The organism is uncultured Roseobacter sp., assembly GCF_947501835.1.
Lineage (GTDB): Bacteria > Pseudomonadota > Alphaproteobacteria > Rhodobacterales > Rhodobacteraceae > Roseobacter.
On sequence record NZ_CANMXR010000004.1, the window covers coordinates 286,311 to 311,739 of the forward strand.

Annotated in this window: 20 protein-coding genes and 1 pseudogene; 14 read left to right on the top strand and 7 right to left on the bottom strand. The window is 59.0% G+C overall.

The genetic code is table 11. The features are described 5' to 3' along the window. Positions 1–46: 46 nt before the first annotated feature. Positions 47–1,135 carry a hypothetical protein gene (locus Q1A20_RS10415; RefSeq protein ID WP_299407302.1) on the bottom strand — a complete coding sequence of 363 codons (1,089 nt, stop codon included), beginning with the start codon at positions 1,133–1,135 and terminating at the stop codon, positions 47–49. Between the two features lie 159 nt (positions 1,136–1,294). Between Q1A20_RS10415 and Q1A20_RS10420 the strand changes: the two genes are divergently transcribed. Further along, positions 1,295–2,002, top strand: a complete 708-nt coding sequence (locus Q1A20_RS10420; RefSeq protein WP_299407304.1) for a class I SAM-dependent methyltransferase — start codon at positions 1,295–1,297, stop codon at positions 2,000–2,002. Between the two features lie 109 nt (positions 2,003–2,111). Here Q1A20_RS10420 and Q1A20_RS10425 read toward each other — a convergent pair whose 3' ends face one another. Beyond that, the gene (locus Q1A20_RS10425) at positions 2,112–3,425 is read right to left on the bottom strand and encodes a sulfatase-like hydrolase/transferase (protein ID WP_299916902.1); all 1,314 of its coding nucleotides are present in this window, start codon (positions 3,423–3,425) and stop codon (positions 2,112–2,114) included. A 540-nt stretch (positions 3,426–3,965) separates the two neighbouring features. Between Q1A20_RS10425 and Q1A20_RS10430 the strand changes: the two genes are divergently transcribed. The 3 genes from Q1A20_RS10430 (at position 3,966) to Q1A20_RS10440 (ending at position 7,308) form a co-directional block, all read left to right on the top strand. Further along, the gene (locus tag Q1A20_RS10430; protein WP_298973130.1) at positions 3,966–5,000 is read left to right on the top strand and encodes a transporter substrate-binding domain-containing protein; all 1,035 of its coding nucleotides are present in this window, start codon (positions 3,966–3,968) and stop codon (positions 4,998–5,000) included. A gap of 78 nt (positions 5,001–5,078) precedes the next feature. Beyond that, positions 5,079–6,215, top strand: a complete 1,137-nt coding sequence (locus tag Q1A20_RS10435) for an ABC transporter permease subunit (protein WP_299916903.1) — start codon at positions 5,079–5,081, stop codon at positions 6,213–6,215. A gap of 1 nt (position 6,216) precedes the next feature. Next, positions 6,217–7,308 (top strand): amino acid ABC transporter permease, encoded by a 1,092-nt coding sequence (locus Q1A20_RS10440; protein WP_299916904.1) that lies wholly within the window; start codon positions 6,217–6,219, stop codon positions 7,306–7,308. Positions 7,309–7,330: 22 nt separating this feature from the next. On the opposite strand, the gene Q1A20_RS10445 is transcribed toward Q1A20_RS10440, so the two are convergent. Further along, positions 7,331–7,690: a MerR family transcriptional regulator gene (locus tag Q1A20_RS10445; protein WP_299407314.1), complete on the bottom strand. Its 360-nt coding sequence runs from the start codon at positions 7,688–7,690 to the stop codon at positions 7,331–7,333. Positions 7,691–7,761: 71 nt separating this feature from the next. On the opposite strand from Q1A20_RS10445, the gene Q1A20_RS10450 reads away from it, so the two are divergent. Beyond that, positions 7,762–8,013, top strand: a complete 252-nt coding sequence (locus tag Q1A20_RS10450; protein ID WP_298973140.1) for a zinc ribbon domain-containing protein — start codon at positions 7,762–7,764, stop codon at positions 8,011–8,013. Between the two features lie 48 nt (positions 8,014–8,061). On the opposite strand, the gene Q1A20_RS10455 is transcribed toward Q1A20_RS10450, so the two are convergent. Both Q1A20_RS10455 and metC read right to left on the bottom strand, forming a co-directional pair. Continuing rightward, entirely contained in the window at positions 8,062–8,700 is a 639-nt protein-coding gene (locus tag Q1A20_RS10455; RefSeq protein ID WP_299916905.1) for a VOC family protein, read from the bottom strand. A gap of 3 nt (positions 8,701–8,703) precedes the next feature. Continuing rightward, positions 8,704–9,888 carry a cystathionine beta-lyase gene (gene metC / locus Q1A20_RS10460; RefSeq protein ID WP_299916906.1) on the bottom strand — a complete coding sequence of 395 codons (1,185 nt, stop codon included), beginning with the start codon at positions 9,886–9,888 and terminating at the stop codon, positions 8,704–8,706. Between the two features lie 105 nt (positions 9,889–9,993). On the opposite strand from metC, the gene Q1A20_RS10465 reads away from it, so the two are divergent. Further along, positions 9,994–12,372: a molybdopterin-dependent oxidoreductase gene (locus Q1A20_RS10465; protein WP_299916907.1), complete on the top strand. Its 2,379-nt coding sequence runs from the start codon at positions 9,994–9,996 to the stop codon at positions 12,370–12,372. Continuing rightward, the gene (locus Q1A20_RS10470) at positions 12,338–13,108 is read left to right on the top strand and encodes an IclR family transcriptional regulator (RefSeq protein ID WP_298973148.1); all 771 of its coding nucleotides are present in this window, start codon (positions 12,338–12,340) and stop codon (positions 13,106–13,108) included. The genes Q1A20_RS10465 and Q1A20_RS10470 overlap by 35 nt, the downstream gene beginning before the upstream one ends. Before the next feature lie 16 nt (positions 13,109–13,124). On the opposite strand, the gene Q1A20_RS10475 is transcribed toward Q1A20_RS10470, so the two are convergent. Then, entirely contained in the window at positions 13,125–13,532 is a 408-nt protein-coding gene (locus Q1A20_RS10475) for a rhodanese-like domain-containing protein (protein WP_299916908.1), read from the bottom strand. 123 nt (positions 13,533–13,655) lie between these two features. On the opposite strand from Q1A20_RS10475, the gene Q1A20_RS10480 reads away from it, so the two are divergent. The 6 genes and pseudogenes from Q1A20_RS10480 to Q1A20_RS10505 all read left to right on the top strand — a co-directional run bounded on the left by Q1A20_RS10480 (position 13,656) and on the right by Q1A20_RS10505 (position 22,174). After that, a complete protein-coding gene (locus Q1A20_RS10480; protein WP_299916909.1) occupies positions 13,656–14,930 on the top strand; it encodes an FAD-binding oxidoreductase in 1,275 nt (424 codons plus the stop codon). 4 nt (positions 14,931–14,934) lie between these two features. Beyond that, on the top strand, positions 14,935–17,001 hold the full coding sequence (locus tag Q1A20_RS10485) for a hydantoinase/oxoprolinase family protein (RefSeq protein ID WP_299916910.1): 2,067 nt from the start codon (positions 14,935–14,937) through the stop codon (positions 16,999–17,001). Between the two features lie 26 nt (positions 17,002–17,027). Further along, positions 17,028–18,643: pseudogene (locus tag Q1A20_RS10490) on the top strand (hydantoinase B/oxoprolinase family protein). A gap of 6 nt (positions 18,644–18,649) precedes the next feature. Continuing rightward, on the top strand, positions 18,650–19,402 hold the full coding sequence (locus Q1A20_RS10495; RefSeq protein ID WP_299407335.1) for an SDR family NAD(P)-dependent oxidoreductase: 753 nt from the start codon (positions 18,650–18,652) through the stop codon (positions 19,400–19,402). A 7-nt stretch (positions 19,403–19,409) separates the two neighbouring features. Next, positions 19,410–21,326, top strand: a complete 1,917-nt coding sequence (locus tag Q1A20_RS10500) for a propionyl-CoA synthetase (protein WP_299407338.1) — start codon at positions 19,410–19,412, stop codon at positions 21,324–21,326. 110 nt (positions 21,327–21,436) lie between these two features. Continuing rightward, positions 21,437–22,174 carry an amino acid ABC transporter ATP-binding protein gene (locus tag Q1A20_RS10505; RefSeq protein ID WP_298973167.1) on the top strand — a complete coding sequence of 246 codons (738 nt, stop codon included), beginning with the start codon at positions 21,437–21,439 and terminating at the stop codon, positions 22,172–22,174. Between the two features lie 250 nt (positions 22,175–22,424). Here the strand turns inward: Q1A20_RS10505 and Q1A20_RS10510 are convergent, their stop codons facing one another. Continuing rightward, positions 22,425–24,350 carry a calcineurin-like phosphoesterase family protein gene (locus Q1A20_RS10510; RefSeq protein WP_299916911.1) on the bottom strand — a complete coding sequence of 642 codons (1,926 nt, stop codon included), beginning with the start codon at positions 24,348–24,350 and terminating at the stop codon, positions 22,425–22,427. Between the two features lie 316 nt (positions 24,351–24,666). Here Q1A20_RS10510 and Q1A20_RS10515 point away from each other — a divergent pair, with 316 nt between their 5' ends. Continuing rightward, positions 24,667–25,401, top strand: a complete 735-nt coding sequence (locus tag Q1A20_RS10515; RefSeq protein ID WP_299407343.1) for an OB-fold-containig protein — start codon at positions 24,667–24,669, stop codon at positions 25,399–25,401. Positions 25,402–25,429: the final 28 nt, after the last annotated feature.

Genomic DNA, 25,429 nt, shown 5'->3' on the forward strand with positions numbered 1-25,429 from the left:
GTCTGCCAGGACGACACTTCATTGCGTTGAAACTGGGCATGACGCCCTAATCTTGGTTCCGTTTCAAATCGAAGGCGATTTGCAGCATGGCTTTCAGCAACGCAGGTCTGGTATCTGATCTGTCGGTCGCTTGCTGATCCGGGCTCGTCTGGCGCGGCGCGGGGAATAGTGTTTCCCGGTCGGGGAAAAACCGTTGCCGGAGCGCCGCGTCATCTGTCGCAAACCGGGCGCAAAACGTCTGACGCTCTTCAGAGGTGAACAGATCGCCTTGGCCGCTGAAACCGTTCAGGTCCAAAGCCTTGGCTGTTCGGAAAATCTTTCGCAGCTCCGCCGCTTCAAAATGCGGCGCCAACGCCAGCAGAATGTCGATGACGTCCCTGCTGGGCGATACGTTATGCTCAACCTGTGCACTATCGAGATCCGTCGCTCGCAGCCCCAGAATAGCAGCGAAATCAGCGACAATATCCTGATTCACAAAACCGGCCCGATCGTAGATGCGCGGGGTTATCTGCGCCTGCGGGTAGGTTTCAGACCACCCGTTCAGAAGCTTTTGGTAATTTGTGATGCGTTGGCATACGCGGCTTTCAAGAAATTCGTCGAACGGGATCGTAATGCGGCCATTTTTCAAACGCTGTTTGTAAAAGGCCTCGGCATATTGATCCTGCCGTCGTAAATAGACCACAATTTTCATTGGAACAGCGTCAAGCGGTGGCAGGGACCGGCGGAATTTCGACGGTGGGATGAGAGAAAAGATTTCGCTTGAGAGCAGTATTTTCCCGCCCCCCACCGCCGCCTTGGCAAATTCGGCGGCAAAAGCATCCTGAAACTTGTGATCCGCGCCGTGCCGGGTAATCGCATTTGCCAGATCGTTATGCGCCGCGCGGTGTCTGCCTGTTTTGATGAATGCGATATTTTCTTGGGCCAACACCTCCTCATTGATGCTCATCGCGTGCTGGATCGCCGTAGTTCCGGTTTTGGGCGTGCCGATGTGCAGGATGACTTCCGTCATGTTCTGCGGACGATCAGTTTTAGGGGTCTCATGCTCTTCCTCTGCAAACGCCCGTTGCGCGTTGACGATCAAGATCAAAGTGCCAGCGGTCATCCCCTCCCGCAAGGGCGTGGTGCGATTTGGCATCAAAGCCACAACCCCCGGACATTTCTTTATGGTGTTGGGCAATAGCAGCTAAGTTCAGTTTTCTTGGTTATAAACGAGCCAGACCGACCGGTCCCGCAGCTGCCCACACGCGGAGGCGCGACGGTGGCAGGGCAAGAGACGCATGAGAGTATAAAAGATATGGGCATCAGCCTCATTCCCGGCAAATTTTTAGCGCGCAACGCCAAACATGTAACGGACGCAAAGCGCGGTCTGGTTCTGGGTCGCCAGAAATTGCACCTGAAAGGCCACCGGCTTGTCAAACTCGCGCGTCAGCTGAAGCAATATGGCATTGAGGTTGCACCGGAGGATCTGGTCCAAGAGGATGGATTTACGGAGAAATTTCTCAGCGCCATTGGCTATCCGAAGCTGGAGGCGATGGATTTCACTGCGTCGGAAGGTGCCGAGCACATCCACGATCTGAACAAGAAGGTGCCCAAGAAGCTGGAGGGCAAATTTGACCTGATCATCGACGGCGGCACGACTGAGCACATTTTTCACATCGGTACCGCACTGGAAAACTGCCATGCGATGCTGAAACCGGGTGGTGTGATGATGAGTTTTGTGGCTGCTGACGGCTGGTTTGGACATGGATTTTTTCAGACCGGCCCGGATGTGCCATGGCGGTACTGGCATCATTGCCTTGGGTATCAGGTGCTTGAGGCTGGCGCGCAGGAGCGGCGCGGCAAGCAGGAATACTTCGATATCCCGGACCCGTCAGGCCAACGGCGGGGCGGTGTGAGGGCGTTCAAGGGCCCGACCATGCTGTTTTATGCGGTGCGCAAGCCGTTGAAGCCGAAGCCTAAAACCTTCCCCGTTCAAGGACATTATGTCGACTACGAGCGGTAGGTCTGATTGAACGACCTTTGGCGTGTCCTATGCCAAGGCCGCAACGTGCTCGACCCGGCCTGCATGCGCCGCGTCTGGTTGCCGCCCAGGCAGTCCAAAGAGATCCAGCCTAGGGCTGGTCGGGAATGTCGAGCCCATAGGATTTGCTGCAAGCGGCCAGCGCCGCATAGGTCTCGGCATAGTCGGGATGTTGGGACCCAAGATTTCGCAACTGCCAGTAGTCGTCTTTCAGATTGTAGAATTCGGTGGTGCCATCCTGATATCTGATCAGGCGATAGTCGCCTTTACGGATCGACACATCATCATGATGGAATGTGGGGACAACCCGATCAGGAACGGCTTCGCCCCCGACTTGAGTGCGTAGGGACCGACCGACGCAATCGGCGAGGCCCGGCATTTCCGCATAATCCAGAACCGTTGGGCCGACATCAATCAGCGCCACGGGGTCGTGAACCTCTCGTGGTGTCTTCTGCGCCGGATCGTGAATAATGAACGGCACCGCAGCAACCTGTTCCCACAATGTGGATTTCTTGTAGCGGTTCCGGTTCCCGAGGTGAAAACCGTGATCCGACAGGATAATGACAATGGTGTTTTCCGCATGTTTTGATGCCTTCAATGCCTCCATCACCCGCCCGAAATGGTAATCGCCGTGGCTGAACGCGGAAAAATAGTTGCGCACACTCATTTTCCACCAGCGGTCATCGCGAATGGCAATATTCGCTGAATAGTGTTCTGCCGCGTAGGGGTTTTCGTCAAACCCGTCAGACCATGACGCCGGTTTCGTAAAGTTCTTAACGTCATACATCTCCTTGAAGCGGGCAGGGGTGTAATGGGGGCCGTGCGGGCTGTAAAAACCGATTTCCCGATAGAACGGCTCACTCCTGTCATACTCCTCCAGGAACTTAATCGCGGAATCTGCGGATTGGTGATCGTAGAACATGTTGTCATCTTCTTTGGCCGTCGTTCCAAAACCGCGTCTGTGTCCGCCGAATTTTTTCTTCTCCACATCGGCTGGCAGGTTCATGTCGCTTCTGAACCGTTTTTGTTCATCCGAGTAGATCACCCGGTGAAAGCGTCTGCGAAGCGGTCGGTAGAGGTGATGCAACTTGCCACCGGAGGAGCAGAAATAACCATTCTCCTTCAGCCGGTAGGACCAGATTTCCTTGGGCGAAACGCGATCAAAGATATTCTGTTCGTTTTCGAAGATACCCAATTCATGGGGCGTTTTTGCCGACATGAAACTGGACCGCGACGGCCCGCAAATGGGTGATTGACAGTAGGCTGCGTGGAACACCGCGGATTGTCGGCAGAACCGGTCCAGATTCGGGACCTGAAGCGGCTCCTTGAAGACGTCCTTGTATTTGTAAAAGGCAATCGCGTCGTCGAAGCTGACCACGATGATGTTTTTGCGCGATTTGTTCATTTCAGGTCGGTCCTGTGAGAAAATTCGTGGGTTTTGACCAGGAATTGTAGGTGGTTGTCTGTCGGCCCCGAATGAACGCGCCATGTCGAGTGTTACTACAGGATTGGAGAGGGTTCCATCGGGATGAGCCGCTTGGGTGAGCGGCGCTCAGAACCAGGGCTGGAGAGCCTTATCGCGGTACTTTTGTGTGGCGAATGAGGGCCCTTACGCTCTGACCCCGAGGGCGACAATCAAAGTGGTCGCAGTGCAGATACTGTCTGGCTTAGGTTTGCAGAAACGCTCTGGGTAGAGAATGCACGGTCTGTGGACGCCGGAAGATATGCGCCCGCAGCACTCTCCAATCCGCAACGATCAGGTATTTTCCGACTGTGAATGTTAACGGCAGCGACGGCGTCATCACTGCGCTGTGCAGATGCCTATTTGGGCGATTTGGGGGGCTGCCAGCCGGGTTTCGATAATTTTCTTGACTCGTAATGATGCTCGGATCATTCTTTATATCAGTACAAATGTGCTGATATACAGAACAACAGGGAAATCACAATGCTCACAAAAGCAACAGTAGTGAGCATGGCCGCAGCCGCGATTGCCATGCTTCCTGGCGCAGTTCTGGCGGAAAGCCCGACTGTCAAAGAAATTCAGGAACGGGGCACGATGCTATGTTCCGGCCATAACGGAAGCTACTTTGGCTTCGTGGAAGTGAACGACAAGAACGAATGGAAAGGCCTCGACATCGACATCTGTCGCGCTCTGACCACGGCCATTCTGGGCGATCCGGAAAAGGCACAGATCGTGCCATTGAGCTGGGCGCAGCGTTTCCCGGCATTGCAATCGGGCGATGTTGATATCATCATCAAGGCCACCGGTTGGACCATGGGGCGCGACACGGAACTGGGCCTGCAATTCTCGCTGCCCTACTTCTTTGGCGGCACACAATTCATGGCGCATGGTGAGCTTGGCATCACCGATGCCACGGGGCTTGAGGGCGGTACGATCTGCGTGGAAGCCGGTACGACGATTGAGCGTATCTCGGCCAACTACATGTCCACAATCGGGGTGGAACATACAATCGTTTCCTATGAAAGCGCTGCCGAACTGAGGGCCGCCTATCTGGCGAACCGCTGCGATGCCTTTGCCGGTTGGGGGCCGAACCTCGCGGTGCTGCGAGCAACCGAGATCGACAATCCGGACGCGCATATCATCCTCAGCGACAAACTCTCGAGTGAGCCAATTGCGGCCGCCATGCGTCAGGGGGACGAGGACTTCGTCGATGTTGTGAACTGGATGCTGGCCGCGCTGCTGATCGCAGAAGAAGAGGGCGTGACAAAAGCGAATGTGGCCGAGATGGCCGCAACACCGCCGAACCCGCGCGTGGCCCGTCTGCTGGGTGTGGAGCCGGGCATGGGCGAACGTCTTGGCCTGCGCGAAACATGGGCCCGCGAGATGATCGCGGCCATGGGGAACTTTGGCGAAATCTATGATCGTAACCTGGGCAAAGACAGTGCCTATAACCTCGATCGGGGCTTGAACAATCTTTGGAGCCATGGCGGCGTGCTCTACGCACCGATCCTGGACTGATCCGAAGATCCCTGAGGCCGCCTCTCATCTCGGCGAGGTGGCCTCCACACAGACTTCAGCAAGAAATCGGGGGCAGTGATGGCGACCGCAATGGAACTGCGCAGACGTGCGAAACGGCGCAAACTGATCATCCAGGGCGCTTTGATCGTCCTGTCGGTCATTGTCGTCCTGGGGGCCATCCAAAGCGCGCGTGTCAATCTCGCCGCACTCGGGATCACCAGCGGGTTCGGTTTTCTGGAACGCGGGACCGGTTGGGATTACAGCTTCTCCCTCATCCCGAAAAGCATCAATGATCCCTATTCCAAGACGCTTTTCATCGGCTTTCTGAACATGATGTTCGTTGGCTTTATCTCCATCATTCTATCGACCATCTTCGGGTTTCTCATTGGCACGGCACGCGACGCGTCAAACATCGCACTCAAAACTGCGGCCTCTGTCTATGTGCAGATTTTCCGGAACATTCCGCTCATCCTGCAATTGATATTCCTCTATTCCGTTTTGATCCATTTCCCGGGACCCCGGCAGGCAATGAGCATCGCGGATGCGGTATTTCTGTCGAACAGGGGTGTCATGATCCCTGGCCTGAATGTCCCACCATCCGTTGCCTTGGGGCTTCTGATTGCGTCGCTTCTGCTGGTTGCGGTTCTGATCCTGCTCAAGACACCCTTGATGCGCGGGCTGCTTTATTGGCTTGGCGGCACCGTGTTTGGCTGCATCGCCGCAGCGCTGATCTTTGCCCCGGCAGGAGAGAGCATCTTTTCGATCCCGGCGCTGGCTGGGTTGCGGTTCCGGGGCGGGATCACCGTGCCGATTGAGCTCGCCGCGATGATCGTCTCCATCGTGCTTTACGGCAGCGCCTACATTGCCGAGGTTGTGCGAGGTGGCCTGAACCAGGTCCCGCGCGGTTTGACGGAAGCAGGTCAGGCGCTGGGCCTGACGCCGCGCAATATCTGGTCACGCATCAAATTGCCCATGGCGCTGCGCAGCATCATTCCGCCGCTGGTCAACCAGTGGATTTTCATCATGAAGGCCACGACCATCGGGGTGGCGATTGGGTTCAGTGACCTCTTCATGCTGGTGTCGACCTCGATCACCCAATCGGGTCAGACCCTGGAACTGATCGCGATCTTGATGCTCGCGTTTTTGCTGGTGAACTTCGCCATTGCGCAATTCGGCAATTGGCTCAACGCACGTATGAAGCTGAAGGCAAATTGACATGACCGATATGAGCACAACTCTGACCGCGCGCCCCAGCCGCATGCAGGCCTTTGTCAAATCCATGAAGCGGAACGCCTTTGGCACGCCGCTGGATACGGCCATCACAATCATCGTCTTCAGTGTTCTGGCCTATTGGGCCTGGCTGCTGGTCGATTGGGCCGTGCTGCGCGCGGTCTGGCGCGCCGAGGATGTGGGCAATTGCACTGAAGAGGCGGGCGCCTGCTGGTCGGTCATTGCCGGGCGGCACCGCCTGATCCTCTTTGGCCTTTACCCTTTCGAGCAGCATTGGCGTTCGACACTGGCCTGCTTCGCGATCATCCTGACCGTGATCTTTTCCTGTTTCCCGCAAGCGTGGTCGGCAAAGCGACTGACGCTGTTGTGGGGTGTCGGCTTTGCCGCCTATTACCTGTTGATGGAAGGCAGCCTTCTGGGCCTGCAACAAGTGACCACCGACCAATGGGGCGGGCTGGCGCTGACGCTCTTTCTGTTTGCCTCGGTTGTGCTTCTGGGCATGCCAATGGGGTTGGGGCTGGCTCTGATGCGGCGGTCCGACATGCCGGTGGTGCGCGGCTTTGCGACGCTGATCATCGATTTCATCCGCTCCCTGCCGCTCCTGACGACCCTCTTCACGGCCGCTGTGGTGGTGCCGATCTTGCTGCCCAGTTGGCTCGAGGGCGACAAGATCTGGCGGGTGATCATTGCCTTTGCGTTGTTTTTTGCCTGCTATCAGGCGGAGGTTTTCCGCGGTGGTTTCCAGGCCATTCCATCTGGTCAGTTCGAGGCGGGCAAAGCGCTTGGGCTAAGCTATTGGAGCATCCTGGGGCGTATCGTGCTGCCGCAGGTTTTCCGTCATGCGCTGCCAAGCACGATCAACATGTTGGTTGTGACCTTCAAGGAAACAGCGATTGTGATCATCATCGGGTTCTTCGATATCCTGGCCTCAGCTAAGGCCGCTTTTGGCACCGGGGAATGGGCGCCGCATTATCTTGAAGTCTATGTGTTTGTGGGCGCGATCTATTGGGTGTTCATCTTTTCGCTCGGCCAGTACGGCGAATACCTGAAAGGCCGGATGTCGATCGCGGCACGCTGATGCGGGATTTCGCCTGCTTGCGTCATTCCAGCGGCGCACGTCGCAGGGCGTCGCGGGTCTGGCGCAGCGTGTCCAAAAACCGGCTGGTCGATGCGAGGCGCGCCTCCACCTCGGCGATTTTGCTGGCCAGAAAGGCGTCGCCGTCGAAGGCCTCGCTGTCTTCTGCGTTGAGCTGAGAGAGGAAGATCGACAGATCGCCAATGCTCATGCCCGCGGCCTGCGCGTCGCGGATGACCTGCAGGGTGAGCACCGCGTCCTCCGGATAGGACTTGTAGTTATTGTCCCCTTCGCGGGCCGTTGCGGTCAGGAGGCCCTGTTTTTCATAGAAGCGGATAGCGTCGCGGCTGAAACCGGTTTGCTTTGCAAGTTGTCCGATCCGCATATTTATAACCATTGACAAAAAACCATGGTTTCTAGTCTATTGTTTTTCAGATCAGGATCAAGGAGAAAGACATGGGCCAACGCTGTCAGAGTTGCGGTATGCCGCTGAACAAGGATCCAAAGGGCGGCGGGTCCGAGAAAGATGGCAGTCTGAGCACAACATATTGCTCAATCTGCTATGAGGATGGGGCGTTTCGGCATCCGGGTGTTTCCGTCGAAGAGTTTCAGGCCCATTGCGTCGATGCCCTGGCGGATAAGGGCATGCCCCGCATCATGGCCTGGGCCTTCACCCGCGGCATCCCGAAACTTGATCGCTGGGCCTGAGACAATCGGGACGAGCGGTGTCGGTCAGGTCCTCAAAAGCCCTTTGATCTAGTCCAAGATGACAGATCCCTTTTGCGTATTGAGCGCAAAGGACAGTGCTGCTGGACCCTCCTGCACATCGGCAAGGTGATCGACGTTGAGGGCTTCAAGCACCTTGGTCAAGGCATCCGGATCAGGATGCGAGAGCTGTATTTGTTCAAGCGTGACCCCAAGATCCTGTTGCCCTGTGCTGGGGTGCGGACCGGGGGACCATTCGATGAACGCAGGGAGCAGGCCGCCCATGGGCAGGCTGCCGTCCCTGGGCACGGTCAGGCGCCAGGATCGGTCGCCTCGGGTAAAGAGGACAACCTCCCCCAGATCGACGGGGCTGGCCGCGAGCACACCGTCCAGATCGTCGGTACCAACCACCCAGCACAGCGCGCGGGGGCGTTCGGCCAGGCGCGCTTGTGTCGCAGGCTCGTCGAGGGTGAACCAACGGGGGCGCCCCGGATCGGCAGGGGCCTCGGGATCGATTGCGATCAGTTCAAAGAAGCTCTCGTTGCCCGCTTGCATGACGCAGTTATGCGTGCTCATCGCTTCGTGTTTGCCTCCGCGGGTGACCTCGACGCCGAGCGCTTGCGCCATAGCGATGATGCCCTGGTCCAGGGTGTCCGCACCGATGGCGAAATGGTCGATTTTATTGTGCATGGGTCACTCCGGCGCAGAATTCAGAAGGGGAAGGGCGGCGGCGAGATCTGCCTTGAGGCTGGCGGGATCTTCGAGGCCAATATTGAACCGCACCAGTTGGCCGTCTTCGGTCCAGGGGGTTGCGGTGCGAACGGGCTTGACCGGCAGCACCAGGCTTTCATAGCCGCCCCAGCTGACGCCAATGCCAAAGAGCTGCAGCGCATCGACGAAGGCGCGAATTTGAGCGTCTGAACAAGCGTGGAAAATCACGCCGAAAAGCCCCGCAGCCCCGGTAAAATCACGCGACCATGCATCATGACCGGGGCAGGCAGGAAAGGCCGGATGAAGCAGGGTTTTGACCTGCGGCTGCGCGGCCAGCCACGCAGCAATATCGCGTCCGGCGCGGTCGATGGTTTCCATCCGCATTTTCAGCGTGCGCAGGCCACGCAGGCATAAAAAGACCTCCTGCGCCCCGGTTTTGTCGCCAATGGCCATGACGGTTTGGCGGATTTGGGCGTGATACGTCGCATTGCTGGCAATCATGCCCATCATGCAATCGGAATGACCGCTGAGATATTTCGAGCAGGAGGCAACGATCACATCTGCGCCAAGGGTCAGCGGTTGGCAAAAGATCGGTGTCGCCCAGGTGCCGTCGATGATCGAGGGCACGCCTGCCGCGCGGGCCGTGTTGGAAATGGCACGAATGTCCGGCACCTCAAACGTGCCGGAGCCGGGCGCTTCGAACATCACGGCACAGGTGGTATCGCGCAGCCGCTTTGCCAGATCACCGTCGATTATGGGGTCGAAATACTCAACCTCGACACCCATGCGCCGCAGGACGCTTTCGCAAAACGCGCGGGTGTTGCCATAGACATGATCTGCCACCAGCAGATGTGCACCGGGCGTGGCAAAGGCCAAGAGCGTGCAGGATATCGCAGCGACGCCGGAAGAGGTGAGGGTTACGCCATGGGCCTGTTCGAGCTTTGCCAACATCGTCTCAAGCTGGAAGCTTGCCGTGTTGCCATATCGTCCGTAATACAATGTGTCAGTGTCATAGCGCGCCTCGCGTGCTGCCTCGAACGCCGCAAGAGTGTCGAAGACGATGGTGGAGCCCAGTTCAACCGGCATGTTGACATGCCGACCGTCAACCCGCGAGGGGCGCCCAAGGTGCACCAGATCATCAGAAATCGCGAATTTGTCGGAGGTCATTGCGGTCTCGCCCAAAAAAGAGTTTTTGGAGGATGACACTCTCATTAGATTGTGTCAACATTCGGAATATGTGTTCTTTATATCAGCACAAAAGATAGGGCTAGGATGAGTACGGATCACAAACTGACGGCGAGCCATTGGGGGGTGGGGCTGGCGGTGACCGACGGCAAGACGCTTACCGCGATCCATCCGCACCCCGATGATCCCGACCCCTCACCGATCAATGACAACATCACCGGCAGTCTGAATGGTGCGGCACGGATTTTGCGCCCAGCCGTGCGGAAAAGCTGGTTGGAGAGGGGCCCAGGGGCGGGGCCAGTGGCCCGCGGGCGCGACGATTTTGTTGAGGTTGCCTGGGAAGAGGTGCTTAAGCTTATTGCTGCTGAGATAAAGCGCGTGCGCCGCGACCATGGCAACGAGGCCATCTATGCGGGCTCATATGGCTGGTCGAGCGCTGGCCGCTTTCATCATGCCCAAAGCCAGTTGAAGCGATTTCTGAACACACAAGGGGGCTTTGTCCGCTCGGAAGGGAATTACAGCTATAACGCCGCATTGGGTTTGATGCCTTTCATCGTGGGCCCGTTCCGCGACCAGGTGGCCAAGGCCACGCGCTGGAGCGTCATCGCGAACCACAGTGATCTGGTGGTGATGTTCGGCGGCATGGCGGAGCGTAACACACAGGTCAGTGATGGGGGTGTGGCGCGGCACCGAATGCGGGGCAACCTGCAGGCTTGCGCGGAGGCGGGGGTCAAATTTGTCAGCATAAGCCCCTTGCGGACCGACGCAGCGCAGGGGCTAAAGGCGGAATGGCTGGCCCCAAATCCCGGGTCGGATACGGCGCTGATGTTGGGTCTGGCGCATACGCTGCTAAGCGAAGGTTTGCATGATGAGGCCTTTCTTGCACGCTATTGCGTCGGGTTCGACAGGGTGGCGGCGTATCTGATGGGCAATGAGGACGCGCAGCCCAAAGATGCACACTGGGCAGCGCAGCACACTGGAGTGTCTGCGGAGCGGATCGTAGGCCTCGCACGGGAAATGGCCGCATCGCGCACGATGATTTCCGTCGCAGCGGGGGTGCAGCGCACCGATTTTGGGGAACAGCCGATGTGGATGGCGGTGACCCTGGCCGCCATGCTGGGGCAGATCGGGCTGCCCGGCGGGGGCTACACCGTCGGGTACGGCGTCAATGCCAACATCGGCAATATCGAGCGCCCCTTTCGCTGGGCGGCCATGGGGCAGGGGACCAATCCGGTGACGGAATTCATCCCGGTGGCGATGGTCTCGGAGATGCTGCTTAACCCCGGTGGGTCCTACACCTATCTGGGCCAGACACGGCGCTTTCCGGACGTGAAACTCGTATGGTGGGCCGGCGGCAATCCGTTTCATCATCATCAGGACCTCAATCGCCTCCATGCCGCTTTCCAAAGACCGCAAACGGTCATCGTGAACGACATCAACTGGACCGCGACCGCGCGCCATGCGGACATTGTGTTGCCGGTTGCTGCAGCACAGGAGCGGACCGATTTTGGCGCCGGCAAATCGGACAATGCGCTGGTGCCAATGCAGCAGGTCGTGCCGCCAGCAGGGGAAGCGCGCGTGGAATATGACATTTATGCGGAGCTTGCGGCGCTGCTCGGCACCGCAGAGGCATTCACCGAGGGGCGCAGCGCGCAGGATTGGGTGCAAAAGCTGTGGGACGACACGCGTGCTGCCGGAGCAACAGCAGGTGTGGCGCTGCCCGAGTGGGATCGTTTCATCGCGGGTGAGGTGGTGGTGGTGCCCGATCCCTCCCCGTCGCAGGTTTTCCTGGCGGAGTTCCGGGCGGATCCCGAGACCAACCCGTTACCAACACCCAGCGGCAAAATCGAACTTTTCAGCGATGTGATCGCCGGTTTCGATTTGCCCGATTGTAAGGGTCATGCCAGCTGGTTTCCACCGCGCGATCTGGGCGGTGCGCACACGGCGGCGCATCCGCTCTATCTTTTGTCCGGCCAGCCGAAAACCAGGTTGCACAGTCAGCTGGACAATGGCGCCTATAGCCTAAGTCAAAAGATCGCCGGGCGCGAGCCCGTATTGATCCATCCCGACGACGCTGCGGCGCGCGGGATCAAAGACGGCGATGTGGTTGAACTATTTAACGCGCGCGGGCGCTGCCTTGCCGGTGCGCGGGTGACCGAAGACATTGCGCAAGGCTGCGTCTTTTTGTGGACCGGGGCCTGGTACGATCCGGATTTCGATGCCCCGCAGGCGCGCGACCGCCATGGCAATCCGAACGTGCTGACCCATGACCTGCGCACCTCAAGCCTCACCCAAAGTCCGGCGGCGCATTCGGCGCGGGTTGAACTGGTCCGTTTCACGGGTATTCCGCCAGAGGTGCAGTCACATAAACCGCCTCGCTTCCGCTCCGACCCAAGACCTGATAGGCCTAAAAAAAGCGCACAGGTAACAGATGTCAGACACACCGACGAAAGAGCCAAAAGTTGATTCAACCCTGTCCAAGGGGTTGTCGATTCTGGAGAATCTCGCAGCATCCCCCAAGGGCAAAGGGGTGACCGAGCTGTCAAAGGAGCTTGGTCTCACCAAATCGAACACCTTTCGGTTGCTGCAGACGCTAACCACGCTGGGCTATGTCAAACACCGTGAAGACAAATCCTATTCCGCGACGCTCAAGACATGGCAGGTCGGTCGCGCCTCGCTGGACAATCTGAATCTGCGCGAACTCGCCGCACCCGAGATGTCCTACCTGTCAAATGAGACGCAGGAAACCATCTACCTCGCGGTGCCGGAAAACCTTTCGGTGATCTACATCGACAAGATCGACAGCCAAAAACCGATCCGATCCTGGAATCGCATCGGCGGCAGCGCGCCAATCCATTGTGTGGCGACCGGCAAGGCGATCCTTGCGGCCAATTACAACGCCCTGCGGGAGCAACTGGTTGGGAACCTCACCCGGCACACCGAGCTGACCCTGACGTCGATGCCAGCCTTGGATGCGGATATGGCTGAAACGCTGAAACGCGGCTACGGGTTTGATCGGGGAGAATTCCGGGATCGTATTCTGAGCTTTGGGGCGCCGATCACCTTGCCTGACGGACTGGCCATCGCCGCTCTGGGCATCTCGCTGCCTGACATCAACCTGCCCTCGGGAGGAGCCGAGCGGTTGGGCGGCCTTGTGGCCCATGCCGCTCAAAGTGTTTCGGCAAAACTCTCCCGAGGCTAAGGCCCGCGAGCGCGGATCAGTCCTTTTCTTTCGATTCCGGCATTTCCACGGGCCCGCCCTGATCGGCCCAGGTTGAGAATCCTTCCTTGAGGTGGGCAGCGTCAAACCCCATTTCCTTCAGGCCCGCAACGGTGAGGGCGGAGCGCCATCCTGACGCGCAATGGAAGACGTATTTCTTGTCCTGGCCGAACACCTCCTTGTAATACGGGCTGTCGGGGTCGATCCAGAATTCGATCATGCCGCGCGGGGCGTGCACGCTTCCGGGGATGAAACCGCTACGCTGTCTTTCCCGGATATCGCGGATGTCGACGATCACCACATCGGGGTTGTCTATCATCCCGATCAGATCCTTTGTTTCGATTTCTTCAATCTGCGCGCGCGCGGTTTTGACCATGTCAGCGGCCGTGGTCTTGAGATTTTTCATTCCTAGATCTGTGCTGTTATATAGAACATATATTTCATATATTGACACAATGAAATGGATGCTGCAACCTTGCCCACGTCAATACGGCACCCCGAACCGGTGCTGTCTTGGAGGAGTTTCGAAATGACGGTACGACGCCCAATTTCGCTTTGGGACGCTTCGGCGAAAGAACAGGACTATCACAGCCCGCTTGATGGTGACGCAACCGTTGATGTGGCGATTGTCGGGGGCGGGTTCACCGGATTGTCCAGTGCCCTGCATTGCGCCGAAAAGGGGATGTCGGCACATGTGGTCGAGGCCGCCCAAATCGGGTTTGGCGGGTCGGGGCGCAACTGTGGTTTGGTGAACGCCGCGCTCTGGCTGCCGCCTCAGGAAGTGCGTGAAGAATTGGGCCGGGTCTACGGGCCGCGCTTCATCAAGAAATTCGGCAGCGGGCCGGAATATGTGTTCTCGCTGATCGAGAAACACCAGATCCAATGCGAGGTGACGAGAACCGGCACCATTCACGCCGCCCACGCTGCCAGCGGTTTTCGCGACCTGAAAGGCCGGCATGAGGAATGGGTGCGTCTGGGCGAACCTGTGGATCTTCTGAACCGCCAGGAAGTCTCCGACATGATCGGAACCGATGCATTCCACGGTGGTCTTCTGGATCACCGCGCGGGGACGATTAACCCGATGGGGTATTGTCGCGGGCTGGCGCGCGCGGCCCTCGCGGCGGGTGCAAAGATCAGCACCGGCGTCCGGGCGACGAAATTGCGCAAGGACGGTAAGCTTTGGAAGCTGGAGACCAGCAAGGGCACGTTGAGCGCCAAAGCTGTGGTGCTGGGGACCAATGCCTATACGGATGATCTGTGGCCCGACCTGAAACGCGTCTTCACCACGATCCACTACTTTCAGCTGGCGACCAAACCTTTGGGGTCGGAGGCCGATCATATCCTGCCCGGTAAACAGGGGCTGTGGGACACCGGCCAGATCATGTTCAACATCCGCCGCGACGCGTTCAACAGGCTGCTGGTTGGCAGCATGGGCAAGGTTGTGGGCGGCGTGAATGGCGGTCTGTCCCATCGCTGGGCCAGAAAGCAGATCGCGCGAATTTTCCCGTCGCTGGGGCCGATGGAATTCGAAGAGGCATGGCACGGCCAGATCGCGATGACGCCCGATCACCTGCCGCGCATCTACGAATTGGACAAGAACCTTTTCACACCCATCGGGTACAATGGGCGGGGCATCACGACCGGCACCATGTTCGGTCAAACCATCGCCGATCTTCTGACCGGAATGGACCGCGCGGATCTGCCCTTGCCCATGACCGAGCTTAAGACCGTACCGTCGGCCCCGATCATGTCCCGTCTTTATCAGACGGCGTTCACCGCCAACCAAATTCTCAAGAGCATCTGACCCTATGACCTCTTCCTCGATCCGCGTCGGCGTTGATATTGGCGGCACATTTACGGATGTCGCGCTCGAACATCCTGGCGGTCTGGCGACATGCAAGGTATTGACGAACTACAGCCAGCCCGAGCAGGCCATTCTGGACGGGATTGCGCAGGCGGCGGCACAGGCGGGGTGCGACCTTTCAGCGATTGATCAGGTCATTCACGGCACAACTTTAGTGACCAATGCGCTGATCGAACGGCGCGGCGCCAAGCTCGCGTTTATCACCACAGAAGGGTTCCGGGACGTTATCGAAATGCGCTCCGAGAACCGGTTTGAGCAATATGACCTGAACCTGACACTGCCTAAACCTTTGGTCGCACGCCGGGATCGTTTCACGCTGAACGAGCGCATGGGCCCGGCTGGCGAGGTATTGCTGCCTCTGGCCGAAGACGACGTGGCGGCGATGGTCGAACGCATCCTCGCAGGTGGCTACGAAGCGGTCGCCATTGGCCTGATGCACAGCTATGCAAATGACGCCCACGAACGTCAGATGGCGCAGGCGTTGCGGGCGGCAGCGCCGCAGCTGTCGATTTCAATCTCCTCCGTCATCTCACCACAAATGCGGGAATTGCCGCGGTTTAACACGGTGATCGCGAATGCCTATGTGCAGCCGCAGGTGGCCGATTATCTGGGACGGCTTGTGGAGCGCCTGCGGGAGGCAGGCGTTGAGGCACCGGTTTTCATGCTGCATTCGGGTGGCGGGCTGATCTCGGTGGAAACGGCGGCCGAGCAACCGGTGCGCTTGCTGGAATCCGGTCCTGCAGGCGGCGCGATTTTCGCGGCACATCTGGCGCGGGGCTATGGGCTTGATAAGGTGCTCTCCTTCGATATGGGGGGCACCACAGCCAAGATTTGTCTGATTGAAGACGGCGCGCCCAAGACGGCAAACACCTTTGAGGTGGCGCGAACCTATCGCTTCAAAAAGGGTTCCGGCATGGTCATTTCGACCCCGGTGGTCGAGATGGTCGAGATTGGCGCCGGTGGGGGCTCGATCGCCTCGATTGACAGCATGGGGCGCATTCAGGTCGGGCCGCGGTCAGCGGCCTCCGAACCCGGACCGGCCTGCTATCAGCGCGGGGGCCAGGCGCCGACAGTGACGGATGCGAACCTGTTGCTGGGCCGTCTGGATCCAGAGAATTTCGCGGGCGGTGCGATCCCCTTGTCCACAGAGGCCGCGCGCCGTGCGGTCGCGACAGAGTTGACGGTTTCGACTGGGCTCGAAGCGCCGGATGCCGCCTTTGGCGTGACCGAGATGGTTGATGAGAACATGGCAAATGCCGCGCGCGTTCATACGGTCGAGAATGGGCGTGACATCGAGCATTTCACGATGATCGGATTTGGCGGTGGCGCGCCATTGCACGCCTGCCGCTTGTGCGAGAAGCTGGGCATTGAAGAACTGATCATCCCGCCCGGCGCGGGTGTCGGCTCGGCCATTGGTTTTCTCAAGGCGCCCTTCAGCTACGAGGCGACGCGCGGGCTGTTTCAAAAGCTTGATCAGTTCGACGCAACAGCCGTGAACGCCGCATTGAACGAGATGGAGCGGGAAGCGCGCGCTTTTGTCGACGATGGGGCAAGGGGAGCGGCAACGACAACACGGCTGACCGCATTCATGCGCTATTCCGGGCAGGGCTGGGAAATCCCCGTATCGCTGCCGCATAAGGTGTTCGAAAACAGCGATCAAAAACTGATCCTCGCAGCGTTTGAAGATGCCTACCGCACGTTATTTGGCCGCATCATCGACGGGTTGAAGGCCGAGATCACCAATTGGTCTCTGGTGGTGGCAACGGTGCTGCCTGATGTGGTCAAGATCGCACGACATGACAGCGGCACGCCGGCAGACGCACCTCGGGAGGTCAGCTTTTTTGATGCCGCGCGCGAGGTCGAGCGCGTGGCCATGACACCGGGAAAGATCGTCGATGGGCCTGCCGTGATCGTTGAAAACGAAACCACCACCATCGTGACATCCGCCTATCGCGCAATCGGGCAGGGTGACGGCAGCCTGCTTTTGCGCCGCAAGGGAGAGGCCGCATGACACCCACCGCCATTGACTATCAGATCATGTGGCACCGGCTGATCGCGGTGGTCGAGGAGCAGGCCAAAACCCTGATCCGCACCGCGTTCTCGACCTCCGTGCGCGAGGCCGGGATCTGTCGGCAGGTTTGTTTGACCGGCAAGGTCGGATGATGGCGCAGGCCGTGACTGGCACACCGGGGCATGTGAATGCCATGGCAGAGAGTGTCACGCATTTCCTGCGCGAGGTCGGCGCGCAGAACATCTTTGAAGGCGATGTCTTCATCACCAATGATCCCTGGCTTGGCACCGGGCACCTGCACGACATCACCGTTGTGTCCCCGACCTTCCGCAACGGTCATCATATTGGTTTCTTCGCCTGCACTGCGCATGTCGTCGATATCGGGGGGCGCGGGTTTGGACCGGACGGGAACGAGGTCTATGAAGAAGGCCTGCTGATCCCGATCATGAAATTCGCAGAACGTGGCCGCGTGTCGGATGACCTGATCCGCATGGTCCGCGCCAACGTGCGGGCGCCTGATATGGTTGTCGGCGATATGTATTCGCTGGCCGCTTGCAATGAAGCCGGGGACCGGCGGTTGCAGACCATGATGGGCGAATTTGGGATCGATGATCTGGACGGGTTGTCGGATTTCGTGATCGAAACCAGCCGCAAAGCCACACACGAGGCCATTGCGAAGGTGCCGGATGGGTCATTCGCCAACACCATGCAGGTCGATGGCTATGACGCGCCTGTGCAGATGGTTGTGCGCCTCGATGTGGCAGGCGACAGGCTGAGGGCGGATTTCGACGGCACCTCGGGAATGAGCCGGTTTGGCGTCAACGTGCCGGAAGTCTATACGCGCGCCTACGCCTGCTATGGGTTGAAATGCGCCATTGCGCCGGATGTGCCGAACAATACCGGTTCGCTGGACCCCTTCGAGATCACGGCCCCCGAGGGCTGCATCCTCGCAGCCAAACGGCCAGCGCCCGTGTCGGTGCGCCATGTTTTGGGACATCTGGTGCCGGATGTCGTGCTGGGTGCCTTGCACAAGGCGATGCCGGACACGGTGCCCGCCGAGGGCGCGAGCGCGCTTTGGAACATTCAGATTTCTGCACGGCCAAGCGACGCGCAGAGCGATCTGCCCAATGCCGAGGTGTTGATGTTCAATTCGGGGGGCACCGGTGCGCGGCCTGGGTTCGACGGGTTGTCAGCCACCGCCTTTCCGTCTGGTGTCTCGACCATGAGCGTTGAGGCCACGGAACATGTGGGTCCGATCACCGTGTGGCGGAAAGACTTGCGCGAAGGCTCGGGCGGGGCCGGGGCGATGCGCGGCGGGCTGGGCCAAACCATCGAAATCGAGCCACGCGCAGGTTATGACATTTACTTCAACGCGATGTTTGATCGGGTGGAAAACCCGGCCCGCGGGCGCGACGGCGGCGCTGATGGGGCGGCTGGTCGGGTTGAGCTGGCAGATGGCACGAAGCTGCGCAGCAAAGGCCGCCAACTGGTCAAAAACGGGCAGCGGTTGAAACTGAGCCTGCCCGGCGGCGGTGGATATGGCGCACCTGGGGCGCGCGACCGTGCACAGGTATCTGCGGACTTGGCGGATGGTTTCATCACCCGGGCGCAAGCCAAAAAAGACTATGGATATGAAGGGTAAACGACGATGACCGAGACACCACTTGCTCTTGTGACCGGGGCCGCTCAGGGGATCGGCTATGCCTGCGCGGAGGCTTTGGCCGAAGACGGTGCAAGGCTTGTGCTGGCCGATATCAACGCGGATGGCGTAAAGAAGGCGGCTGAAAAGCTGGGCAACGGGACTGTTGGGCTGGCCTGCGACATGGGCGATCCTGCGCAGATTGCAACGCTGTTCGATCAGATCGAGGCGGCGCATGGCCCAGTCGAAATTCTGGTGAACAATGCGGGCATCGCCATGCCTGGTGATTTCCTTGAGACACCGCTGGAGAATTTCCAGAAAGTCATCGACGTCAATCTGACAGGAACCTTTCTGGCCATGCAACGCGCGGCCAAATCCATGGTGGCTCATAAAATTGAAGGCGCGATCATCAATATGTCATCGATCAATGCGGTCGTCGCAATTCCCTCGATTGCCGCATATTGCGCCTCCAAGGGGGGTGTTATGCAACTGACCAAGGCAACCTCCCTGGCATTGGCCCCCCACAACATTCGCGTGAACGCGGTCGGCCCCGGCTCCATCAATACCGAGATGATGGCGGGTGTGAACGCCAACCCCGACGCCATGAAAATGGTCATGTCGCGCACGCCGCTGAAACGCATGGGCGAAGCCCGCGATATTGGCGATGCCGTGGCCTTCCTGGCCAGCAAACGCGCAAAATACATCACCGGCGAGACCATCTACGTGGACGGCGGTCGCATTGGCATGAACTACACCTGCTGAGGTTTTGATGAGCTCGAAATACGCCGAAACATATGCCGCCTGGGCCAGTGACCCCGCAGGGTTCTGGGGGGAAGCTGGTAAGGCCATCGACTGGTTCCGCCCGGCTGATCAGGTGTTCGACAAGGACAGTGGCGCCTATGGCCGGTGGTTCGCCGGGGCCACATGCAACACCTGCTACAATTGCGTGGACCGTCATGTCGAGGCCGGGAAGGGGGCCAGCACCGCCCTGATCTATGACAGCCCCGTAACGGGGCAAGCTGCCAGCTACAGTTTTGCCGAGCTGCAGGTCGAAGTCAGCGCCTTGGCCCATGTGTTGCGCGGGCTTGGCGTCGAAAAAGGCGACCGGGTTGTCATCTATATGCCGATGGTGCCGCAGGCGGTTTTCGCCATGCTGGCCTGCGCGCGGCTGGGCGCCATTCATTCCGTTGTGTTTGGTGGATTTGCCGCGCATGAGCTGGCAACGCGGATCGACGATGCCGCACCGAAGGCGATCATTTCCGCGTCCTGCGGCATCGAGCCGGGCCGGGTCATCGCCTATAAACCGCTTCTGGATGCAGCCATTGAAATGTCTGGCGTCAAGCCCGATCACTGCCTGATCCTGCAGCGCGACACGTTGCCCTGTGATCTGGTTGCCGGGCGCGATGTCGACTACGCGGATGCCGTTCAGGCCGCGAAAAAGGCGGGGCAGGGCACAGAATGCGTGCCCGTCGCGGCAACGGACCCGCTCTATATCCTCTATACCTCGGGGACGACCGGCCAGCCAAAAGGCGTGGTGCGGGACAATGGCGGTCATATGGTCGCGCTGAAGTGGACGATGGCGCATCACTACGGTCTCGCACCGGGGGAGGTTTTCTGGGCGGCCTCCGATGTGGGGTGGGTCGTCGGACACTCGTACATTTGCTATGGGCCGCTGTTGCACGGGTGCGGAACGGTTGTCTACGAGGGCAAACCGGTTGGGACGCCGGATGCTGGCGCGTTCTGGCGGGTGATCCAGGACCACAAGGTGGCCGCGCTCTTCACGGCCCCGACGGCTTTTCGTGCGATCAAGAAGGAAGACCCCAAAGGTGCGCGGATCGCCGCGTATGACCTGAGCCATTTCCGCACGTTGTTCCTCGCGGGCGAGCGCTCTGACCCGGCCACAATCGAATGGGCGCAAGAGAAGTTGCAACGCCCGGTGATCGACCACTGGTGGCAGACCGAAACAGGCTGGGCAATGTCCGGCAACCCGGTGGGCCTCGGGGCCTTTCCGGTGAAACTGGGCTCCCCGGGCAAACCGATGCCCGGCTACGACATCCGGGTGCTGGACGACGATGGCCGCGAGGTCGCACCGGGCGTTTTGGGCAATATCGTATGCAAACTACCGCTACCGCCCTCCGGTTTCCCGACGCTGTGGAATGCCGAGGCGCGGTTTCGCAGCGCCTATTTAGACGAATTCCCCGGGTTCTACGCGACCTCGGACGCCGGGATCATTGATGAGGACGGCTATGTTTTCATCATGGCGCGCACGGATGACATCATCAATGTCGCGGGCCACCGCCTGTCCACCGGTGCGATGGAAGAAGTGATCGCCAGCCACCCCGATATTGCCGAATGCGCCGTGGTCGGCGCGGCGGATGCGATGAAGGGGCAGATGCCGCTTGGATTCTTTGTGCCCAACGATGGGGCAGGCCGACGTGCGGCAGACCTTGAGCGAGAACTGGTGCAGCTCGTGCGTTCTAAAAACGGCGCGGTTGCAGCCTTCAAAACCGCGGTGGAAGTCGCGCGGTTGCCCAAAACCAGATCTGGAAAAGTGCTGCGCGGCACCATGCAAAAGATCGCAGACGGGGCCGCGTTCAAGATGCCCGCCGCCATTGATGACCCGGCAATCCTGACGGAAATCGAAGCCGCGCTGAACGCGCGCAATCTGATCGGACGGAAGGCATGATCCCGCAGCACCCCTCCCGTGCCGTGGATCTTATGGTGATCGACCCGCGGCATCTCGAAGATCCCGCACCCGCAGCCACCAACCCGCAACTTTCTGAGAAGGACTGATCCATGACCCCTGCCGTCGAAATGATCAACGTGAACAAATACTACGGCACTTTTCACGCCCTCAAGGACATCAACCTGACCGTATCAAAGGGCGAGAAAATCGTTGTGTGCGGACCTTCCGGGTCAGGCAAATCAACGATGATCCGGACGATCAACCAGTTGGAAGAACACCAGTCGGGCGAGATCAAGATCAACGGTGATATGATCAGCGCGGATGCTCCCAATATCGAGGAAATGCGTCGCGAAGTGGGTATGTGTTTCCAGCATTTCAACCTGTTCCCGCATCTCACGATCCTTGAGAACTGTACTTTGGCCCCGCTTCTGGCGCGCAAGATTTCCCAATCCGAGGCGGAGAAAACCGCGATGGGATATCTCAACAAGGTGCAGATCGGCAATCAGGCCGACAAGTATCCGGGGCAGTTGTCCGGTGGCCAGCAACAGCGGGTCGCGATCGCGCGGGCGCTGTGCATGAAACCGGAAATCCTGCTCTTTGACGAGCCAACCTCGGCCCTTGATCCGGAGATGATCGGCGAAGTGCTCGATGTGATGGTGACGTTGGCGCAGGAAGGCATGACCATGGTTTGTGTGACCCATGAGATGGGTTTTGCGCGGAAGGTGGCGGATAGGGTGATCTTCATGGACGCAGGCGAGATCATCGAGGAGAACGACCCGGAAAGCTTCTTTACAGCGCCGCAAAATGATCGGACGCGGAATTTTCTGGATCAGGTTCTGACGCACTGAGCTGTCGTTGGCGCGTCCATGATTGGCGGGTCGGTCATGCGCTGGGGATCAACGGGCGCTCCTTGCGGCCTTCATCATAGGACCTGATCACCGCCTCCGCACCGCTTCATCTGAAGCCTGCCCGCGATTTCGGAATGTCGTATCGCAATGCGCAAACGCCCGTCGCCGGCTCAAACTGTTGCGCGCCAGCGCAAGAGGGCGGCCAAATAGTTCTGCGACACAGAAAACTCCTTGGAGGAAACGGGTACCATCATTCCCAGAATTCCGCCTGCCAGTTCGGGTTCGGCAGTTCCTCGACCACTTCGAAAGCGTACTTCTGGGTGAAAAAGCGCCCATGCCGGTCAGTTGTGGAAACCGTTAAAGTGTGAGTGCCAATGGGTAGCTCGGAGGGCAGATCCACGCGCCACAGATGCTGGCTGCTATCCGTCAGCATCCAGCGCTGGAAAGGCCCCGCCTTGCCGAACCACTCCGTTCCTTGCCAGGTCGTATAGCCTTGTGTGTCGGAGCCGCCGTCAACGGATCGCGCCGAGACGGAACTGATGGTCGACTGCTGCCAGATCGCCAGCGGATCCGCATAGTTCACACCCTCCAGCTTCTCTTCTCCCGCGCCCGCCTGGGTCCGCGTGCCCATCATCTCTTCGCCGTCGTTGATGGCAACCGACACCTGCGAGCTTTTTGACCCATTCCAGACGTTCACAGCCACCCAGGTGCCATTTGCGAGATCGTCGAGCGTCACCATATAGAGATCACCGAGGTCACGGTTGATCACAGGCGGTTCCTGATCAAAGGAGCGCTCATAAAGATCGCGATACGCGATCAAACGAGCCGCCCACTCACGAAACCTTGGGGTATTGAAACTGGCGTGCAGTTGTGCGCCGTCCTGACCAAAGACGTGGTAGGTGTCGATATAGCTGCTGCCGTCAAAGGACAGCTGGTAATATCCCCGCGGGCTGCCAAGGCGCTGTGTCCCACGGGGTACGCCCGCATCATTCAGATCCCCTGCCCACCAGGAGCCGGACACAGCCCCGATGATGATCTGGTGAAAGGGCGCGCCTGCGACATTGGTATTCTCTTCCCAGCCGTGGAAATGTTCCCCCTCTTCGATGTTCTCGGTGGTGTGAGTGTGGCCCGCCAGCGCCAGAACCTTACGACCGTCCAGCAGGGCGGCAAGCTCATCGAGATTGTCGGTCTGATGCTTGGCAGCTGTATTGTCGGTGAACGTCTGGAACGGAATATGTGCCGTCATCACGATCAGCTTGTCCTGTGGCACGTTGGGCAGGAAATTCCCCAGCCATTCCAGCTGACGTTCGCTGATCACCCCATTGTAGGTGTGGGTCTTGTCGGTGGAGCAAAAGGGATGCGGATCGACGCCGTTGCAGGGGTAGCGGACATTGTCGAGACCGATGAACATCACATCGCCGATCTCAGCCGCCCAATACTCCGGCCCCCATTCCCGGCGAAACGTATCGAAACTGTCGGCATCCGAGGCGGCATCAAAATCCACATCGTGATTGCCGCCGACGAAGTATTGCGGTGTCCGCCCGACGGCGATGATGTCCTTGAACCGGTCATAGAGCGACAGATCATCGCCCATGATGTCACCGGCAAAGATCAGGCATTCGGTATCACTCATGTCGCGCTCAGCCAGCATCTTGCCAGCGGTGTCGCGCACATAGCCGATTTCGCGATTGCTGTAGGGTTGCGGGTCCCCAAAGACGAGACAGTCGAAGGTGGTGTCCTGTGCATCTTCGATCAGCGGGAAATTGATCGCCGCAGGCAGGGGGCCTGTCGGATCAAGCCCCCCAAAACGCAAATCAGGTGATCCGGCTTCTTTGTGCACATAGGCGAATTGCGGGACCATCTGAGCGTTGACTGGGGTCACGTAGCCAGCAGGTTTCGTTATGAAGAGGTTCATGTCGCCATAGGCTGGCAACTCATAGCTGCCATCCTCGCCGGAGATCACGACCTTGCGGCCGTTGGAGACGATCACGCCGGGCACACCGGGTTCGCCATCGTCCAGCGCGGCGTTGCGGTTGCTGTCGAGAAAGACGGTGCCCCGCGCCACATCTGTGGCCTCCCCGGCGACGGTTTCAACGGCCCCGATGTACGAGACATCTTTGGCCCCCGCCGCACTGGCGAGGACGATGGCAGTGGTCGTTGCAAGAAGACGCAGCATCAAATTCTCCATTGGGTGTCAGAAGGCCAGCATCACGCGATTCCGTGACAGCAGGCTGGTTCAGCTATGAAATTTTGCCGAAGTTTCGATGACTTGCGTATGACAGTCGCTCGAATATGGCGCGTGGCTGGCAAATCGGCGCCTGTCGGGCGAGATGCATTTCCCAAAATCCGCAATCCTGTGACACAATACCGTCTCAATCGGATGATTGATACACGAGAGGTCGCGCCGGGTTTTGGCCAATCCCCCCTTGTAACATTGCCGTGAGCTCACCATATCTAATGTATACCATTGAATACAATCGAAAGGCCGGACCATGTTCGACCTCTATCTGACGGAACCCTTTGTTCCGTTCGCAATCGCGCTGTCCCTGCTGTTTGGTTTGCTTGCGCTTGAAGTTATCTTATCTTTCCTCGGTGCGACGCTTTTGGGGCTGGGGGCGGATGCTGACATCGATCTTGATTTGGACGCGCCCGATGTTGGCGATCTGGATATTGACATCGACGGTTTCGACGCGGGCGATTTTGACTTTGCGGATCCTGATCTTGATGCAGGGCCCAGCAGCGATGCGGGCGGTGCGGCGGCGGCTGGGCCTGCGGCTTGGCTCGGGATCGGCAAGATGCCCGTTCTCATCTGGGTTGCTGCCGTCCTGCTTGCCTTTGGCCTTGCAGGGCTATTCCTGCAAAACATCACCATTTCGGTAACTGGCGCAGCACTCCCCGCGCTCGTGATCGCCTTGCCCGCTGGTGTCTTTGGCATGTGGTTTGCTCGCCAATTCGGCGCATTCTTCGCGCGTGTTCTGCCCAAAACCGAGAGCACCGCGCTGTCCAATCGTCACCTGGGGCGCCGTACTGGCACGGTCACTCAAGGCGTCGCAAAACGCGGCAACCCCGCGGAAGTGCGCATCATCGACCGCTACGGCAACATGCACTACCTGCGCGGCGAGCCGCTAAAAGACGATGAAGATATCGCAACCGGTACACGCGTTCTGGTGCTGCGTCACAGACATGATCACGGCTACCGTCTGGTGCCGCTGGAACCTGAAACCTAAGACCCAAAACAACCTGTCATTTAACAAG